Genomic DNA, 17421 nt, shown 5'->3' with positions numbered 1-17421 from the left:
CCATTTTTTAGGTAAATTTTATATAACGATTAAGTGGCCAAAGAGTGATACCAGAGTTAAACTAACCAAACCAACAGATACCGCCGCAATCAATCCAATATAAAATGGCTTCATCCCAAGGCCTTTGAAAATTTTGAAGTCTGTTGACAATCCTACACCTGCCATAGCTAAACCCAACATATAGGTAGAGCCAAATGAACTCCAAAAACTATAAAAGCCTTCCCAGGTTGAGGAATTAAGAAATCCATAAGCTGCACCTGTATTTGTTAATGTCATATCTCCAACAGTTCTTATAAGAGAAAGAAATAAAAACCCTATCACAAATAATGGCACTAATTTATACCATTTAGGAATTACATTTTCACTTTCTTTACTTCTCGTGCCTTTATAGAAAAGGTAAGAGACAAATGGTATGACGGCAATAATAAACAGATTTCGGGTCAGCTTCGTAACAGTAGCTACATCAACCACCTTTTCCAGATCATACATTTGGCTGTAAATAAGTGCCGCACCAGTTACCTGTGCAGTGTCATGAATAGCTGTACCTAAAAATAAACCAGCCTTAATTGGCTCTTCGCTAAAGAAAGCATTTGCTAAATATGGATAGAACAGCATACCGATTAAGCCAAATATCGTAATATTTGCCACTGCATATGAAATTTCATTATCCTTTGCTTTAATAACTGGGGATATGGCCATAATTGCAGTCACCCCGCAAATTCCTGTCCCTCCAGCAATTAATGTTCCGAGCCGCTTCGACTGATTCATTTTATTAGTAAAAAATAACGTCACAAATAGTCCACATGATATACATGCAACAATAAGCGGCAGTCCCCAGGCTCCCAGCTTCAAGGCTTCAGCAAGACTCAGCCTTAATCCTAATAAAATAATTCCTGCCCGCAAAGCATATTTTAAGGAGAATTTAACCCCTTTCAGAAATATATCGTGCAGGCCAATTGAATTTCGAATGATAATACCTATTAAAATAGCAACGAATATCCCTGACACTGGGCTGGCACTTCCAGCTGGCAGTAGATTAACTTTTACTAATAAAACTCCAATTAAATCTGCCAGATAGACACCCAGCATCGTAACGACAAAACAAATTAAAAGTCCTGGTATGATATTATTTAAAGTTCCTGATTTTCCCCAGATACCCTTTTTCTTCATATATTTTCCCCTCAATAAATATAATGATTTAACCATAATTTCAACCAAATAAAAATGCCATACCTTAAAAGGAAATTTAGTTATAAATACCTTCTAAGGAAATGGCGTTTTTTCCATTGATCACATTCCGCAAACCCAGTTACTAATACCACGCAGAAATGTGTAAATAAATTAATTATTTTATCGCTGCTGGTTTTAGCCTTTCATTTGGTTCGAGTGTTGGAACATCAACGCTTACCGTGTTCGGATATTTAATACCTGCACCTGTGTTAAGTACAACTACTTTTTCATCCTCCTTGATCCATCCATCATTGCGCAATTGACGTGCCGCATTGAATGCCGCTGCTCCCTCAGGGCATACAAAAAGGCCCTCTTTTTGAGATATTAATTTCTGTTCTTCCAGCAGAGCCTCATCACTTACTGATACTGCACAGCCTTCTGTTTCATAAATAGCATTTAATACTAAAAAGTCTCCCAGTGCCTTAGGTACATTTATGCCAAACGCTAGTGTTTCCGAATCATTCCAAAACTCTGATTCTGTTTTTCCTTCTTCCCATGCCTTAACAATCGGTGCGCAGCCTTCTGATTGAACCGCTACCAGCCGCGGTATTTTATCTTTCTTAATCCACCCTAATTCCTGTAATTCTTTTAATGCCTTATAAATTCCAATTAATCCGACACCGCCGCCAGTAGGATAGAGGATAACATCTGGAACCTCCCAATTGAATTGCTCGGCTATTTCAAGTCCCATTGTTTTCTTTCCTTCAATGCGATATGGCTCTTTTAAAGTAGAAACATCGTATAAATTATGTTCTTTCACAGCTTCTCCAACTATTTTTCCAGCATCACTAATCAGGCCATTCACTAAGTATAAATTGGAACCAGAAATTGCACATTCATTTCTGGTAATCTTAGGAGCGTCGACAGGCATAACGATTGTAGAGGAAATTCCGGCTCTTGCTGCATACAGCGACCATGCTGCACCAGCGTTTCCATTTGTCGGCATTGCCAATTCTTTAACACCTAACTCTTTTGCTTTAGATACACCAACAGCTGCACCACGGGCTTTAAAAGTTCCTGTAGGGATAATCCCTTCATCTTTCATATATAAATTGTTTATCCCCATGTGGGTATTGAGTGAATCCATCTCAATCAAAGGTGTCATTCCTTCGCCCATAGACACAATATTCGAATCATCCGTTAACGGCAATAATTCATGATACCGCCAAAGATTGTTGCTCCGTCCTTCCAAATCTTTTGGCTTCCAATTATCAGCTAATGTATTTAAATCATATTTAACGAGTAATGGTGCACCACATTCACATAAATTCTGAACCGTATCAGATTCGTATTCATTTGAACACTTCGGACAATACAGATGAGATATATAACTAAACTTCATTTTTCTCCTCCTAGTAAATTATATCTTAACTTTTGTTGATCCATCTATATTTCATATCGTTAGCAGTTAATAAATGAATTGCTGGATTACTCAATATCTATAGATAAGAACTTCTCCTCTAAAAATCCTTCTATCCCTTGATGTCCGCCTTCCCGTCCCGATCCGCTCTCTTTCATACCCCCAAACGGAGCCTGCACCGTGGTAGGGACAGCATCATTAACACCAATAATTCCATATTCAAGTTTTTCACCTACACGCATTGCTTTTCCAAGATCCTTGGTATAGTAATACGCCGCAAGTCCGTATATCGTATCATTGGCTTTTTGAATGGCTTCTTCTTCCGTATCGAATTCATAGATTGGACAAACTGGACCAAAGGTTTCTTCTTCCGTTATAGCCATTTCTTCTGTTACATTTGAAAGCAGGGTCGGCTTATAAAATAATGTTCCTTCTTTTGCAGATTCCCCGCCAGTAATTAAAGTTGCTCCTTTATCCAGAGCATCTTTAACATGACTTTCTACTTTTTTATATGCCTTTTGATCCACTAGCGGCCCAACCTCTGAAGTTTCATCCATTCCATTTCCAACTTTTAATTGTTTTACCTTTTCTTTTAAAATTTTCTCGAATCTTTCTTTCACAGAACTGTGTACGTATAAACGGTTTAAGCAAATACAGGTCTGGCCAGAGTTACGATATTTACTGATCATCACTCCATTTGCAGCTTTTTCTAAATCAGCATCTTCAAATACAATAAACGGTGCATGTCCACCCAGTTCCATTGAAACCCGCTTCACCTGTTTGCTGGCCGCTTCCATTAACTTTTTCCCTACAGCTGTTGAACCAGTGAAAGTAATTTTTCTGATTAACTTATTATTTGTAAACTCATCACCAATTCTACCTGATTTTCCTATCACCAGATTTACTACACCTTTCGGGAATCCAGCCTTTTCTATGCATTCAAACAGCTTTATGGCACTGTTTGGCGTATAGCTAGCCGGCTTCAATACTGCAGTACAGCCAGCAGCCAATGCAGGCGCTAATTTCCTGGTTAACATCGAAATTGGAAAGTTCCATGGTGTGATTGCCGCAACAGGACCGACAGGCTGTTTGATTACATGAAGACGTTTATTGGTTGTAGATGCGGGAACGATTTCTCCGTATACTCGTTTGGCTTCTTCCGCATACCATAAAACATATTCAGCAGCTATATTTACTTCACCGCGTGATTCGTTAATCGGTTTTCCCATTTCAAGCGTGATCGCCTTAGCCAAACTCTCTTTTTCTTCCATCAAGATATTGTAAAGTTTATACAAATAAAGAGAGCGTTCTTTCACACTGCTTGTGGACCAGAATCCAAAAGCTAAGTTTGCAGCCTCGATCGCTTTCTTTGCATCCCTTTCATCCCCATATGCTACCTCAGAAACTACTTCCCCCGTTGCGGGGTTGGTAACTTCATAGGTTTCACCTGAGACTGCGTCTATCCATTCTCCATTTATATACAACTGCTTAATCCCCATGTTGCAAACCTCTCCTTTTTAATCAATTTTGATTCGTTTTATATGCAGTTACTGGAATCCTGCGACAGATACTTAAACCCACCACATATCCGCAGGCTGTTCTTTAATCAAAACAGACTTTAAGTTAGTCACAGCTCGCATAAATCCTTCTTCTACAGACATTAGCGGATCTTCATGTTCTATGCTTACTACATGATCATACCCATATGTTCTTAAGGCACTCATAATATCTGACCACTCTTGAACACTATGTCCACAGCCGACAGATCGAAATGTCCATGCCCTGGTTTTTATTTCACCATAAGACTGCATATCAGTTAAACCATACATATTTACATTATCCTGATTGATATATGTATCCTTCGCATGGAAATGATGGATCGCATTTTCTTCGCCTAAAATTCTGATTGCTGCTACTGGATCTATTCCCTGCCACCATAAATGACTTGGATCCAGATTAGCACCAATAACCTGATTCGTAGCATCTCTTAATTTGAGCATCGTGTAAGGCGTATGGACTGAAAAACCGCCATGAAGTTCCAGACCAATTTTCACACCATGACTCTCCGCAAAATCACCTTGTTCTTTCCAATAAGGAATAATCTTTTTCTCCCATTGCCAGTTATAAATATCTGTATACTCCGTTGGCCATGGTGTTACAGGCCAATTAGAATACGTTGACCCATCATGAGCTCCTGGCGTACCAGAAAATGTATTAACGACAGGCACATCAAGCAGCTGCGCCAGTTTTACAGTTTTAATAAACGTATCATGGACATGTTCCGCAACTTTCTTATTGGGCGCTAGCGGGTTCCCGTGACAACTGAGTGCACTGATGGTCAACCCTCTGGCGTTGATTTCCTCCATATATTCTTTACGCTTGTCTTCATTCTCAAGCAGTTCATCTAAATTACAGTGGGGATTATCGATATCTCTGCGTGTCCTGATTTCGACTGATTCCAGGCCTGAGTCTTTTACGATATCCAACATATCCTCAAAAGTTTTTTTGGCGAATAAAACTGTGAATACGCCGAGTTTCATCTATCTTACCTCCAGTATGAACATACTTTTTTGAGAGACTACCTATGCAAATCCACATTATATTGATAAAGATCTGAACGGAATTTCGTCTGAGTGAACTCAATAGGCTTATCTTCTACTCCATAGCTTAACCGGTTCATTTCAAGCAAGGCGGTACCGGGACTTACTCCCAGCAAGTCTGCTTCATATGGAGTCGCGTTTACAGCCGAGATTGTTTCACCAGCACGTTTAAGAAAAATATTATTGTCCTCTAGAATCTGATAAAACTTCGCACTGTCCAGGTCATGTTTCATTAAAACTTCTCCAATGTGCTTCGGCCAGCTTGTTTTCTCCAATGCAATCGGTTCATCATTTGCGAATCTGATGCGCCGGATGCACAAAATCTCTTCATCATCCGGGATCTGCAGTTTCTTTTTTTGAACGAAAAGGTCGTCTCTAAATTCTGCTTTGATCAATTTTGATTTTGGAACAAAACCTCTTTCCATGATTTCTTCAGCAAACCCTGTAAGTCTTCCCAGTGAACCGGTAAGTTTCAATGATTTTATTGTTGTGCCTTTTCCCTGCTGTTTTTCCAGCAGCCCTTCCTGGACCAGGACAGTAATTGCCTGCCTGATGGTGGTCCGGCTGACATCGAACTCTTTCATCAGTTCTGTCTCTGTTGGTATCAGGTCGCCAGGTTTCCAAATCCCTTCCGATATTCTTGCAATCAGTATGTCTTTTACCTGATGGTAAAGTGGTGCAGGACTCCCATGTTTTAATTTTGTATGATTCATAGTTACGTTCGTTCCTTCCCAAAATAAGTAAGTAGGTGCAGCACAAGATTGCATTGCTATAGTATTATTCCATTATTGACTAAATGCTCTTCTATATTTATCACTTTTCCTTCTCTTAATGACGCTTCCGCAGCTGAGCCCACAACGATAGACCAGAAACCTTCGTCAGCTGTAACCGTTTGAACTTCTGTTCCTTCAATACTATTTATGAAGTGAACCTGTTCATAATAGCTGGAGCCACCATGTCCACTCGCCTCTATTTCTGCAGAATAGGCAGGGGTCATCGTCTTGGAAGGTGCTCCATCCACCCGTATTAATTCAAGGTGATTCCTGTTGGCTGGGAGGGAAGAAAAATTCTCACTTTCAGAAGCCTTCAGCCGTCCCTCATCTCCGCACAGGATTAATTCCTCATAAAACATTGGTGAAAACATACAAAGATTGAAATTAGCCCGTACCCCATTTTCGTAGGTTATATTTACAAATGCATTATCAATGATATCGCTTGGATTGCCCTCATATTCAAATTCTGTGAAATTTACAGCCGCTCCTCCTGTGGCATATACTTCAACAGGTTTTGACTGGGCAAACAGGTTGAATAAATCAAAATAATGACAGCATTTTTCAATAAACGTGCCACCTGAATACTTCGAAAATTTATTCCATTGTCCAACTTTATCCAAAAAAGGTATTCTATGCTCTAAGATACTTATCGTTTTCAAATCCCCAACTGATTTTCTTTCCAAAGCTTCATGAACAGCTTCTACATAGATGGGTTTATATCTGTATTGCAAACCTATTTGCAGTACACTGCCGTAGGATTCAGCCATCTCTTTGATCGCGTATGCATCCGCTACCGTTGTTGCCATCGGCTTTTCAAGTAAAATATGTTTTCCTGTCTTTAGCGCTTCCTTTAAGATGTCAATATGAGTAAAGTTCGGGGTGCAGATGATCAGTCCATCCACCTCTGTGTCGCTGCATGCTTCTTCCAGCGTTTTATATACGACAAGACCATGTCCCGGATAGTATTCTTGGAACATCTCCTTTGTGACTGAAGCACTTTTTTCACTCGTATCGTATATCCCGTGGACGGTACCTCTCCCTTCCATCATAGTCACATTTATATGTTCTTTTCCAATATTACCTGCTCCGATGATATTGAATTTATATTTCGGCTTTTCATTCTTCGACAAATATCTGTCTTTCTCAGATAAATAATCACCTAAGTTTTTCGCCCCTGCATAAAAACCTTTTACATTATTTTTGGACTTCAGCATTATTCTATCTCTCCCTTTTCAAGGTAATTTACATGTACGTTTTCTCCTGTCAATCCTGGATATGCCCCATTTTCCACTAACTGCTTTCTATCAGGATGACAGATCAGCCACTTATTTCTCATAAACAGCAGATCATCTTCTTCATCAATTCGATTGACTCGATAAGTTAACGGTTCATTCGTGCCAGCTGGTAAAATGACGATACATTTAAAACCAGCTTCATTCACTTTACATGGAGAGAAATGAAGTGTAGTCTGATACATTTCCACTGCTGTTCCAGCTGGAAGATAGAATACCTCAACCTTGCTCGTATCGTAGGTGTTGTTTTCTATGTCGGTTACACTTCCAAGAATTAGTATCAGATCTGTAATTGCAATGTTTATTTCGCTGCCTTTATGGTACTCAAGACCATTAAGGTGACTGTTTTTTCCATTACAATAACCTATTTGGATATTCATTCCCCCATAAACATGTTTTTCAAGGATCTCTTTTACCGGATAGCTTTCCATGTTTTCTTCTGAAGCTATATAAACATTCCCATTTTGAGGTATATCAATTTTATTCATGTAATCCGTCAATTCGTGAACGTCAAAACCTTTCAGCACTTTACCATATTTACTAAATTCTTTATCCGCAACTTCCAATAAAGAAATATGCTCATTAACACTTCTCATCGCTTCCAGCATATTTACCAAGGTTAGTAACCCCCTTCAACTGCCTTAACTTTTAGCAACCTCTGAAGTAAAAGGATTAAAGCCTAATTCCTTCTTGTAAAAATCATCCATTACAATTGTCTCTCCTGTTTCATTAGAAGCGTTTGCTGCCAGAGTCACTGCCAATGTTTTCATTGCTTCTTCAATTGGAGATTTAATTAAATCCGCATTATTTTCACGGCAAGCTTTTATAAATTCATCATTTATTTCACCAGTATAATCTTCAAAAATATCCATCTTACCATCTGTATACATTGTTAATTTACTGGGAGTAAATCTCCCAAATAAATCCTTTGCAAAAACATCCAATACGACATTATCAAGCATCGACTGTTCTCCCAGCGCTTCAAATAATGATAATGTCCCAGAAAGCGAGGCAACCGCACCACTCTCGAACTCTAGGTTCAATACATATCCATCCCAGTTATTGAAAGACTCATTTTTTCTTGTATTTAAGGTATAGCGTGCATTTACTGATTTAACTTCTCCAGCAAACAGCCTGCATAAATCAATAATATGTGTTAATTGGTCTACAACAGGGCCACCACCGATATCCTTGTCTTTTATATGACTAACAGGCGGGACTGTCCAATACCAATAGCCGTTTAAAAGTGAAATTGGTTTGTTATTGAACATTTTTTCCATTTTATTAACAATATTTCTATATCTGTACATATACCCTATTGTACAGATGATGTCCGTTTGCTTGACTCTTGTCACAAGATCCCAGGCATCTATTAAATTCATTGTTAAAGGTTTTTCCAAAAATAAATTTAACCTTTTATCGATTATCTTTTTTGCAATTTCCGCATGGCTCATAGTTGGTGTGCAAATGTAAACAATATCCAGCTCTTCATTTTCCAGCATGTCATCACAATCATGATACAATTTTGGTTCTTGCTGATTTAATAATGGCACGTTTTGAACAGGTGATGTACAAGTGGCAGTAATTTCCACATCATCTATCCCATTTAGCTTTTGTCCATGATGATTTCCCATTCTTCCCATACCGATCATTCCGACTTTTAACAATGCATTCACCCTTTCCATATTCTGTAAAGTGTAATTTCATATCTGAATATTAGCCTTTATTTGCACCTGCCGTCATTCCTTCAATAAAGTAACGCTGCAGGAAAATGTATAAAATGATCATTGGGAGAGACGCAATCAGCACACCTGAGAAAATCATCGGATAGTTCGTGAAATATTCCCCCTGGAAATCCAGTAAAGACAGCGGAAGGGTCTTCTTATCCGGAGATGCTACAAATAATAATGGATATAATAAATCGTTCCAGACCATCACACCAATGAATATCGCGGCTGTCGCCATAGCCGGTGCAGATAATGGCAGGGCAACTTTCCGGTATATCTGCCACTCTGATGCTCCATCCATCGTGCTTGCTTCAATCATACTGCTCGGAATTGTTTTCATGAATCCCGCCACAATAAACACAACAATCGGCATAAAGCTGGTAGTCGAGACTAAAATAAGACCGATTAAACTGTTCAGCAGACCAAGAGCATCAACAACACCATATAATGGAATCATGTTCACTTGTGCAGGAAGCATCATACCGACAATGAACACACCATACAACAATGCGCTTTTCCAGCCTTTCAAACGCATAATGACAAAAGACACCATGCTCGCAACAAACAGGCATAAAAAGATAGTAGATATGGTTACAATCAAACTGTTTAAAAAGTGGACGTGCAGATTATTTTCTTTTACGATGTCAACGAAGTTTTGAAATGTCACTGCATCAGGCAGTCCGGTTGGATTTAAATAGAAGTAATCACTTGTTTTCAATGTAGTGATGACAACCATCGAGACCGGGATAATGATTAATAAAGAAAATAAAATGACGAGCGTCCTTTTTGATAGAGAAGAAAACATCAGCATACCTCCATGTACATAGTAGTAACACGTATTATTCTGCAGTTATCCAGACCAGACATTAATGTTCAACCTTATTTCGATTGATAAGGCGAAACTGTATCATTGTGATTCCAGCAACAATAATCATCAAAATAACAGATGCAGCTGATGCATAGCCAAATTGATAATGACTGAATGCAGAATTATAAATGAACGTCACCAGGATTTCTGTAGAGAAGGCAGGGCCTCCGCCGGTCATCGCATATACTAAGTCAAACGCTTTAAAGGATTGGATGATTGTATACCCCACAACCATCGTAGTTGAAGGTGCAATCAGCGGCCAGGTGATCTTAGAGAAACGCTGCCACTTGCCCGCCCCATCAACGGTAGCAGCTTCATAAAGCTCCTTCGGCACATTTTGCAATCCGGCAATGAATATAATCATAACCTGCCCGGTATGGAACCAAATCTGTACAAAGGCTAAAGAAAATATGGCAATGTCGGGGTTTCCTAACCAGCTCTGTGTTATCCCCCCTAATCCCACCGTTTCTAAAAATGGATTCAATATACCAATGGATGGCGCATAGATAAATGACCAGATAAAAGCAACGGAAACCGATGACAGAATGGTAGGAAAGAAAAATAACGCCCGGAAGAAAATATTCGTCTTGGTATTTTTTATTAGAATCAATGCGAAAATCAATGAGAATATGGTCTGAAAAATAACAACAGCCAATAAGAACTTTAAGTTGTTCCCCAATGATTTCATGAAAACAATATCATTCGTGATCAAATCGATGTAATTTGCCAGTCCAACAAAATTGAAGTTCTGGTTTGCTCCATCCCAGTCAGTGATGGAATAGAAAAATGCACCCAGGGTCGGCAAAATAAAAAAGGTAAAGTAAAGAAGAGCTCCTGGAATCAGAAAAAGATAAAGCCGTTTACTAAATCTCATGATATCCCCCTCAGTGTCAGTAGTTTAATAGACTAACTGTTGAATGAGATGGAGCAAGAAAAATCTTACCCCACCATTTTTTTCTGCTATGTAAGTTTTCATTGCCTGATAAATCAGAAGTCCCTGCAGTCAGTATGCTGCTGATTGTTCCTAACAATAGATTATACGCGGAGAGTAAGCATCTTTTTTTCAATCCATTGCCAGAACCAAATTTTCGATATATTCTTTTGCGGACTTTGAATAACGATACGGATTTGCTTTTTCAGGATGCTGTTCCGCTTCAATCAGCGCCCAACCATCATATTTTCTCATTACTAGCATTTCTAATATTGGTGCAAAGTCGATATCTCCGTCACCAGGAACGGTAAACATCCCATTCATGACACCTTCTTTAAATTTCTCTTTGTTTCTTAAGCAATTCTCGATTTTACCTTTTCTAACATCTTTTAAATGAACATACTTTATTCTGTCAAAATATTTCATAAGCAACGCGTAAGGATCAGCACCTCCGTAATAAGCATGGCCAGTATCAAATAACATACTGACTGATCGATGATCTGTCATGTCCATCAACCTGCCAATTTCTCCCTCTGTTTCTATTGCAGTAGCTGCATGGTGATGATAAACCAGATCCATCCCAAGCGAATTACAATATTCACCAGCCAGCTCCAGTCCTTTCACCAGGCTATCCCATTGTTCCTCATTAAGAGGCTCAACAAAATTCCTTTGTGGAATTGACAGATCTGATCCGCCCATTTCACAGACAATCACTGCTTTACAGCCCATTTTATTCAAAAAATCAGCATGCTGCTTGAAACCTGTCAATTCAGAGTCTCTCAAACTGGCATCTGAAAAAGTTACTGATTTCCACTGTGAAGCTATCTCCATCCCGTAATTTTCCAGTATAGACTCGAAGTTATCCTCTTCCATGAACTTTGGATTCATTTCAGTACCAGAAAAACCTAAAGAAGCCATTTCACGAATGATCTCTTCACTTGAATAGAGATCAGGGAATTCTGGAATTCCCTGATTTATCCAAGCAATTGGCTGTATCCCCAGTTTGAAAGGGATATTTTCTAATTGCATACAGATATCCTCCTCGTATACGAAACACTCATCATAATGATTGATCAATTATCTGCTGTGCCTGTTCCGCTGCTTCTGCTGGTTCAACCCCAGTCAGTACGGAATCAATGGAGCCTAAGACAGCATCTTGGACCTGGCCGTTTGTAATCGTATATCTAGGCTGAAAACGTGTATTTTTTTGCGTCCATGGTTCCTGTGCTTTCAATACTTCACTTTCGTAGTTGACATCCTCCAATGTAAGCATCTGTCCGGTGTCATTTGCATAAATCGAAGCACTCTCAGGACGTGTCAGGAATTCAATGAACTTTTTGGCTTCCTCTTTCTTATCAGATTCTTCATTCACAGAAAGCATGAAAGTTGTCGTATGGATCCCTTCAAAGACCATATCCTCTTCGGATGTTGTAATTGGAGCAAGCAGCCCCATTTCCATATCCGGATTCTGATCATGTACCTGCGCCATCATATAGGAACCCATTGCGAGCATCCCAGCCTTTTCCTGTGCAAAGATTGTACCGGAAGCATCCTGGGTGATGCCCAATGCGTCCTGACCAAAGTAGCCATTATCATTCAGTTCTTTGATCTGCTCTAATGTCTTGACCCACCAGTCCTCCGTTACTTTCCTCTCACCTTCCTGGACCTTCACCCAAATCTCTTCGTCAAGTTCATTGTTCATCATCATCGGGTTCATGAACTGCCCCTGGCCATTATCTGCGGCTGGAAATACAATCGGATATTCCACACCATTTTCTTTTAGTGTTTTGTTGACTTCAAGGAAACCTTCCCAGTCTTTTGGCGGTTCCAGTCCATATTCATCAAACATCGTTTTGTTATATACAGGGATATTAAAAACTAACTGCAGCGGCAGGCCATACTGTGCGCCGTCAGCTTCACCAACACTTATATACTGATCAATAAATCTTGAAACAAATTCTTCACCTGAAATATCTGCAGCAAGACCTGCGCCTGTAATTGTTTCAAATTGAACTCCCGGGAACATTGCGAACACATCACCAGATGCTCCATTTTTCAATTTCGTCTGTAATGTCGATTCATACTGATCACTTGGAAAAGCACTCATATTCACATTGATATCCGGATATTCCGCTTCGAAATTTTCAATGATTTTATTGAATGAATCGGTGTCCTCACCGCGCCAGTGGATAAAGCTGATTGTCGTTTCTCCCTCTTCTCCTCCGCCAGTTTCGCTGCTCGCCTCTTCAGAATCATCACTGCAGGCTGCAAGAACTGCACCCAGCATCAGGATAAAAAGTACGCTAAAACTGAATCTCTTTAACAAAATTATCTCCCCCATTACTATTTTTAATAATGCAGCTAAGTACTTCCTGTCCAATAAGTCATTCTGTAATATCTTTACGTTGAGTCAATTCTCTTCCAATTATCCAGCAGCAATATAATACAAAAATTGACAGATTTAACATAAGCATTCCTCCTGCAGCAGGGCTGAGAGATTTTAATGAAAGTCCAATTCAGGAATTTTTATCAGCTCCCTTCATTTTCATCATCATGATAGCGCATTTCATCGCAACATCATTACCTTTAAGAGAAAGAATATAACTTTATAGTCAGCGCTTTCATTTATGAAATTATAGCACCCTCTAAACCAGAAAATCAATGATAATTTTATATATTCTGATTATTGGTACTAGTATTAATTATTATATAAGCTCTAACTTCTTTATTCCAAATCTTTCATGAAATAATTACTTCCCGCTCATGACTGATGCTCTGGAGTAATTTACGTGCTTTTCCCGAGCTGCCAAACACTTTCATTTTTTCCTGAACCTTTAATTTCATCTGTTTCTTTCCTGCTCCTAATGTATCTGCAAGCACGTAATTATCAGGATCCTCTTTAAATGCTTCCTGGACACCTCTGGTAAATGCCTGACGCAATTCTGTATCCACATTTATTTTAGCAACACCCAGGGAGATAGCTGATTTCACCTGTTCATCCGGAATATCTGAACCGCCATGCAGAACAATTGGTTTAGCGACAGCCCCAGAGATTTCTTTCAATCGTTCAAACCTCAGGTCAGGTTTTTCCTTATACATTCCATGGGCTGTTCCAATAGATACAGCTAAATAATCAACATTTGTTTGTTCTGCAAATGAAATTGCCTCTTCAGCAGTTGTTATCAACGCATCTTTTTCATCAACTGTGATATCATCTTCCGTTCCGCCAATCTTTCCAATTTCACCTTCACTGCCGATTCCAAGTGCTTTTGAAATTTCAGCAACCTTTTTAGTTATCGCCGCATTTTCTTCAAACGGCAATGCTGACCCGTCGAACATGACGGATTGAAAGCCTAATTGAATCGCCTCTAAAGTCTGAGTGTATTGTCTGCTGTGATCCAGATGGATTGCTATAGGAATAGTGCAGTCTTTTGCCAGGGAATCTATTAAAACTTTCATAGGCTCCAAGCCAATGCTTTGAATCACCTTTTGACCGATTTGAATCATAATTGGCGATTGTTTTTCCTCAGCTGCTTCCAGAATTGCCTGAATGGATTCTGCATTATGTGCACTGAAAGCACCAATTCCATATCGATTTGCTAAAGCGTGTTCCAGCATTAATTTTCCATTAATGAACGGCATACATTTTCCCCTTTCACTTTGAGTTCACGGTATTCGTTATATTCTATAATACTAATTATTACGAAGCTTTTTCTTCTCTCCACCATTTTTTGGGGAAAGATTTGGATAAGTTATTCCCGATCCATCAATAATTGGTGACAACCACTTGTAATATTTCTTTGGATTGTCGATAAAATAATCCGGCATAAGTCTTTCACCTGAAACAGCGACATCTTTTAAAGCAATAGGTTTCATTTGAATTTTGTAATCAGCCTCATCAGAACGCTGTATAGTAACCACTACGCTGGAAAATTCCTGCTTAATCCACCTGCCGCCAGTAGCACCAGTTAAATATGCCTCTTTCTTATCTGCTTCTGAAACGAGTGATGAAAAACATCGTTGGTTCATACCTAATATATCTGATCTAACTTCTACATTTAACTGCTCACTCAGGAACTTTTCAACTTCGGTTGAGATTCCGCCGAGAACCGGACGATTATTTATGATAGTTTTCCCGACCTGATGTCCTTCATCCCATAACACACCTTCACTTACGACAGCTATTGCGTAACCATGGCGGCTGACTGCAGATTCAACAGCATCCAGAAGTTTCTCCTTGCTTAATTGACGCTCTGGCAGAGCAATAAAGTGAGGTCCCTCTTCCTCATGTTTTTTTAAAAAACCGGACGCAGCAGTCAACCAGCCAGCATTTCTTCCCATCGTCTCTATAATTCTTACTTGCTCAAAATTTTTCATGGAACGTAAATCGTAACTTAGATCCCGAGTTGTATGTGCTACATATTTTGCTGCACTTCCAAATCCAGGTGCATGATCTGTGTAGTTTATATCATTATCTACTGTTTTCGGAAGCCCGATCACCTGCAATTCATACCCTTGCCGGGTGGCTTCTAGATCAACTTTATGCAATGCCTCCATGGTCCCATTTCCGCCAATAAAAACAAGAACATTGATATTTTCCCGTTTTAAAAAATTTACAATGCCAGTTATTTCATTTTCTGACATAAGATATCTCCCTGATCCGAGACAGGCCCCTGGAATGTGTTCATGCTGAACTACCCATTTTATGATTTCATTCGTGCCTTCCATTATGTCTTCATGAACTAAACCATCATACCCATTCAAAATAAAAGAGATTTTATAATCATTCATTAATTCTTTTACAAGCCCGACTAATGTGGCATTAATAACTGAGGTAGGTCCACCTGCTTGCCCAATAGCAACTCTTTTCACCCATAGGTCCCTCCTTATCAAGAATAATTCATTTGATATTCATCCGGCTATCTATTCAAAACACGCGATTACATACCCTTCATACAAGGATGGACCTGATTTACGTGATATTAATTAACATATACAACCGTCTCTACATCTAATTGGCGGCCAAGTTCTATTACCTCATCCACTACATCAGCGTAAACTAAAGCATAATGGGGCTCAAAACCCTCTTCCATTAAACTGTACAGTGTTTCGTTTATGTCTGTCTCCAACTCAACCTCTACAGATGTACCATTAAAAGGCTGTGGTGTATTAAGTGCTTTACCACGCATTATAAGCAGCCGATACCCATCTGTCTTCGTATAGCTCAGTCTGAGCAGCGTCACTGCGCCAGGTTTCAGGCCAAACTCCAATGTGAAACCCATTTTCCGATTCGGATGAACTCCTGCCTGCGCCCCTGTTTCAGGATGGGCCAATGAATATGCTCCTGCTCCGCAATGCCAGAATACCGCTGAATTACTTGCTTCGTTAATATGTACCATATCACCGAGGTAAGGAGCTTCACCGTCAGCTAATTCCCGCAAAATAAACATTGATATTGATCCATGAATATCCGATTCACAAGCTGAAACAACACCTTCTTCTGTGAATTGAGACAGTGTAGAACATGCTGCGGCTCCCAATTTATTAAAAAAGTCCGGCCAGCATCTGATGGCAAGTGCAGATATCTCTTCTTCCTGAATTTTATCTTCCATATACGTTGAAAATTGGGCAAAACGCTTTATCGTTTCATCCTTTCTATTTATTCCAATTACTTGTTTCTCTGCACGACTGATCATATTTTCATATTTACTCTCAGGCAGCTTTACACTTTCTTCAAAAGCTTCATATAAATCAACAGACTCTATTTTGGGACCAATCTTCTTTTCCAAAAGCTCTTCGTTTGTATCCGAAAAGAAAAATCCAGGCGGATATTCTCCAACAACACCTATTTTCAACTTTTGCAATCTCTGAATAACCCTTAGTACAGACAGTTGAGTCCGTAATTTCCCCTGTACTTGTGATTCATCTATATTTCCAAACACAAAACTGTATGGGTGTTTTTCCGAACGCAGGAAATGACATGTACTGTTTCCTCCTGTTAAAGAATTAAGACGCAGCCTTCCACCAACACTTGGCTCTCTTACAGACCAAACAATAACCGGAGCTTTCATCCTGTTAATTGTTTGTTGTATAAACTCGGCATCAGCAAAAGTAACACTTTGATAGACAGTTGCTAAAACTGATTCATTGCTGACGGTCCCTAAAAATTCTTCCAATTCATCAGGTGAAGTAATAATACTTTCTGGTTCAATTACATTGTCACTAACTTGTTTAAGATATGTTGACGTTTTTTTCCATTGAATTTCAGCTGCCTCTAAATCAAATGTTTTTCTTCCGATTGGCAAATATAAAACTCCTGATTTCAACAAAAGACCTCCTTTGACAAGGTTATTAATCATTTCTGGTTTCTGGGAAGGAATAGTATCTTTAAAAAGCAAAACACGGAAACCGCTTTTATTTCGAGGTAACTAATTCTTTACAGTTAGTGTGAATAACAATAACTCTATATTTATTCATATTCCTTTCCATAAATAATATAACTACCTTTTAACTAAACATCACTACCTTATTAGAATTATATAACCGAATATAGTGAATTTCAAGTCTTTTTTGAAAAATCTTTATTCTATATCAATATTTTATCTGCATGGAGATAATGATAAGCTGCTAATAAAACAGC

The 17421-nt window shown here is 39.1% G+C and carries 15 protein-coding genes; all 15 read right to left on the bottom strand.

Annotated elements, in window-relative coordinates:
• Positions 1–18: 18 nt before the first annotated feature.
• The 15 genes from CIL03_RS12855 to sftI all read right to left on the bottom strand — a co-directional run bounded on the left by CIL03_RS12855 (position 19) and on the right by sftI (position 17107).
• Positions 19–1170, bottom strand: a complete 1152-nt coding sequence (locus CIL03_RS12855) for a YeiH family protein (protein WP_094886276.1) — start codon at positions 1168–1170, stop codon at positions 19–21.
• 175 nt (positions 1171–1345) lie between these two features.
• The gene (locus CIL03_RS12850; protein ID WP_094886275.1) at positions 1346–2572 is read right to left on the bottom strand and encodes a threonine synthase; all 1227 of its coding nucleotides are present in this window, start codon (positions 2570–2572) and stop codon (positions 1346–1348) included.
• Between the two features lie 86 nt (positions 2573–2658).
• A complete protein-coding gene (locus CIL03_RS12845) occupies positions 2659–4089 on the bottom strand; it encodes an NAD-dependent succinate-semialdehyde dehydrogenase (protein ID WP_094886274.1) in 1431 nt (476 codons plus the stop codon).
• Between the two features lie 72 nt (positions 4090–4161).
• Entirely contained in the window at positions 4162–5130 is a 969-nt protein-coding gene (locus CIL03_RS12840; protein WP_094886273.1) for a sugar phosphate isomerase/epimerase family protein, read from the bottom strand.
• Positions 5131–5168: 38 nt separating this feature from the next.
• A complete protein-coding gene (locus CIL03_RS12835; RefSeq protein ID WP_094886272.1) occupies positions 5169–5903 on the bottom strand; it encodes a GntR family transcriptional regulator in 735 nt (244 codons plus the stop codon).
• A gap of 56 nt (positions 5904–5959) precedes the next feature.
• Positions 5960–7177 carry a Gfo/Idh/MocA family protein gene (locus tag CIL03_RS12830; protein ID WP_094886271.1) on the bottom strand — a complete coding sequence of 406 codons (1218 nt, stop codon included), beginning with the start codon at positions 7175–7177 and terminating at the stop codon, positions 5960–5962.
• On the bottom strand, positions 7177–7863 hold the full coding sequence (locus CIL03_RS12825) for a DUF4867 family protein (protein WP_094886457.1): 687 nt from the start codon (positions 7861–7863) through the stop codon (positions 7177–7179). Before CIL03_RS12825 ends, CIL03_RS12830 begins: the two co-directional genes overlap by 1 nt.
• Before the next feature lie 33 nt (positions 7864–7896).
• Positions 7897–8922, bottom strand: coding sequence for a Gfo/Idh/MocA family protein (locus tag CIL03_RS12820; RefSeq protein WP_165767957.1), 1026 nt, complete (start codon positions 8920–8922; stop codon positions 7897–7899).
• 49 nt (positions 8923–8971) lie between these two features.
• On the bottom strand, positions 8972–9787 hold the full coding sequence (locus tag CIL03_RS12815; protein WP_094886269.1) for a carbohydrate ABC transporter permease: 816 nt from the start codon (positions 9785–9787) through the stop codon (positions 8972–8974).
• 61 nt (positions 9788–9848) lie between these two features.
• Positions 9849–10724: a carbohydrate ABC transporter permease gene (locus CIL03_RS12810; protein WP_094886268.1), complete on the bottom strand. Its 876-nt coding sequence runs from the start codon at positions 10722–10724 to the stop codon at positions 9849–9851.
• 189 nt (positions 10725–10913) lie between these two features.
• The gene (gene iolE / locus CIL03_RS12805; RefSeq protein ID WP_094886267.1) at positions 10914–11810 is read right to left on the bottom strand and encodes a myo-inosose-2 dehydratase; all 897 of its coding nucleotides are present in this window, start codon (positions 11808–11810) and stop codon (positions 10914–10916) included.
• A gap of 31 nt (positions 11811–11841) precedes the next feature.
• Positions 11842–13107, bottom strand: coding sequence for an ABC transporter substrate-binding protein (locus CIL03_RS12800; protein WP_240508073.1), 1266 nt, complete (start codon positions 13105–13107; stop codon positions 11842–11844).
• Positions 13108–13520: 413 nt separating this feature from the next.
• On the bottom strand, positions 13521–14423 hold the full coding sequence (locus CIL03_RS12795; RefSeq protein WP_094886265.1) for a class II fructose-bisphosphate aldolase: 903 nt from the start codon (positions 14421–14423) through the stop codon (positions 13521–13523).
• Between the two features lie 51 nt (positions 14424–14474).
• Positions 14475–15653 carry a diphosphate--fructose-6-phosphate 1-phosphotransferase gene (locus CIL03_RS12790; RefSeq protein ID WP_165767956.1) on the bottom strand — a complete coding sequence of 393 codons (1179 nt, stop codon included), beginning with the start codon at positions 15651–15653 and terminating at the stop codon, positions 14475–14477.
• 110 nt (positions 15654–15763) lie between these two features.
• Positions 15764–17107: a sulfoquinovose isomerase gene (gene sftI, locus CIL03_RS12785; RefSeq protein ID WP_338061889.1), complete on the bottom strand. Its 1344-nt coding sequence runs from the start codon at positions 17105–17107 to the stop codon at positions 15764–15766.
• Positions 17108–17421 lie beyond the last annotated feature (314 nt).

The organism is Virgibacillus indicus, from assembly GCF_002266285.1.
Classification (GTDB): Bacteria; Bacillota; Bacilli; order Bacillales; family Amphibacillaceae; genus Virgibacillus_K; species Virgibacillus_K indicus.
Note: the sequence above shows the minus strand (reverse complement) of the source record. Positions and strands in the feature narration are given on the sequence as shown.

What these genes read in the sequence shown, in the direction of transcription:
- CIL03_RS12840 (WP_094886273.1), bottom strand. Translation starts at nt 5,130, where the DNA reads ATGAAACTCGGCGTATTCACAGTTTTATTCGCCAAAAAAACTTTTGAG.
- CIL03_RS12855 (WP_094886276.1), bottom strand. Translation starts at nt 1,170, where the DNA reads ATGAAGAAAAAGGGTATCTGGGGAAAATCAGGAACTTTAAATAATATC.
- CIL03_RS12815 (WP_094886269.1), bottom strand. Translation starts at nt 9,787, where the DNA reads ATGTTTTCTTCTCTATCAAAAAGGACGCTCGTCATTTTATTTTCTTTA.
- iolE (WP_094886267.1), bottom strand. Translation starts at nt 11,810, where the DNA reads ATGCAATTAGAAAATATCCCTTTCAAACTGGGGATACAGCCAATTGCT.
- CIL03_RS12850 (WP_094886275.1), bottom strand. Translation starts at nt 2,572, where the DNA reads ATGAAGTTTAGTTATATATCTCATCTGTATTGTCCGAAGTGTTCAAAT.
- CIL03_RS12845 (WP_094886274.1), bottom strand. Translation starts at nt 4,089, where the DNA reads ATGGGGATTAAGCAGTTGTATATAAATGGAGAATGGATAGACGCAGTC.
- CIL03_RS12795 (WP_094886265.1), bottom strand. Translation starts at nt 14,423, where the DNA reads ATGCCGTTCATTAATGGAAAATTAATGCTGGAACACGCTTTAGCAAAT.
- CIL03_RS12825 (WP_094886457.1), bottom strand. Translation starts at nt 7,863, where the DNA reads ATGCTGGAAGCGATGAGAAGTGTTAATGAGCATATTTCTTTATTGGAA.
- CIL03_RS12830 (WP_094886271.1), bottom strand. Translation starts at nt 7,177, where the DNA reads ATGCTGAAGTCCAAAAATAATGTAAAAGGTTTTTATGCAGGGGCGAAA.
- CIL03_RS12835 (WP_094886272.1), bottom strand. Translation starts at nt 5,903, where the DNA reads ATGAATCATACAAAATTAAAACATGGGAGTCCTGCACCACTTTACCAT.
- CIL03_RS12810 (WP_094886268.1), bottom strand. Translation starts at nt 10,724, where the DNA reads ATGAGATTTAGTAAACGGCTTTATCTTTTTCTGATTCCAGGAGCTCTT.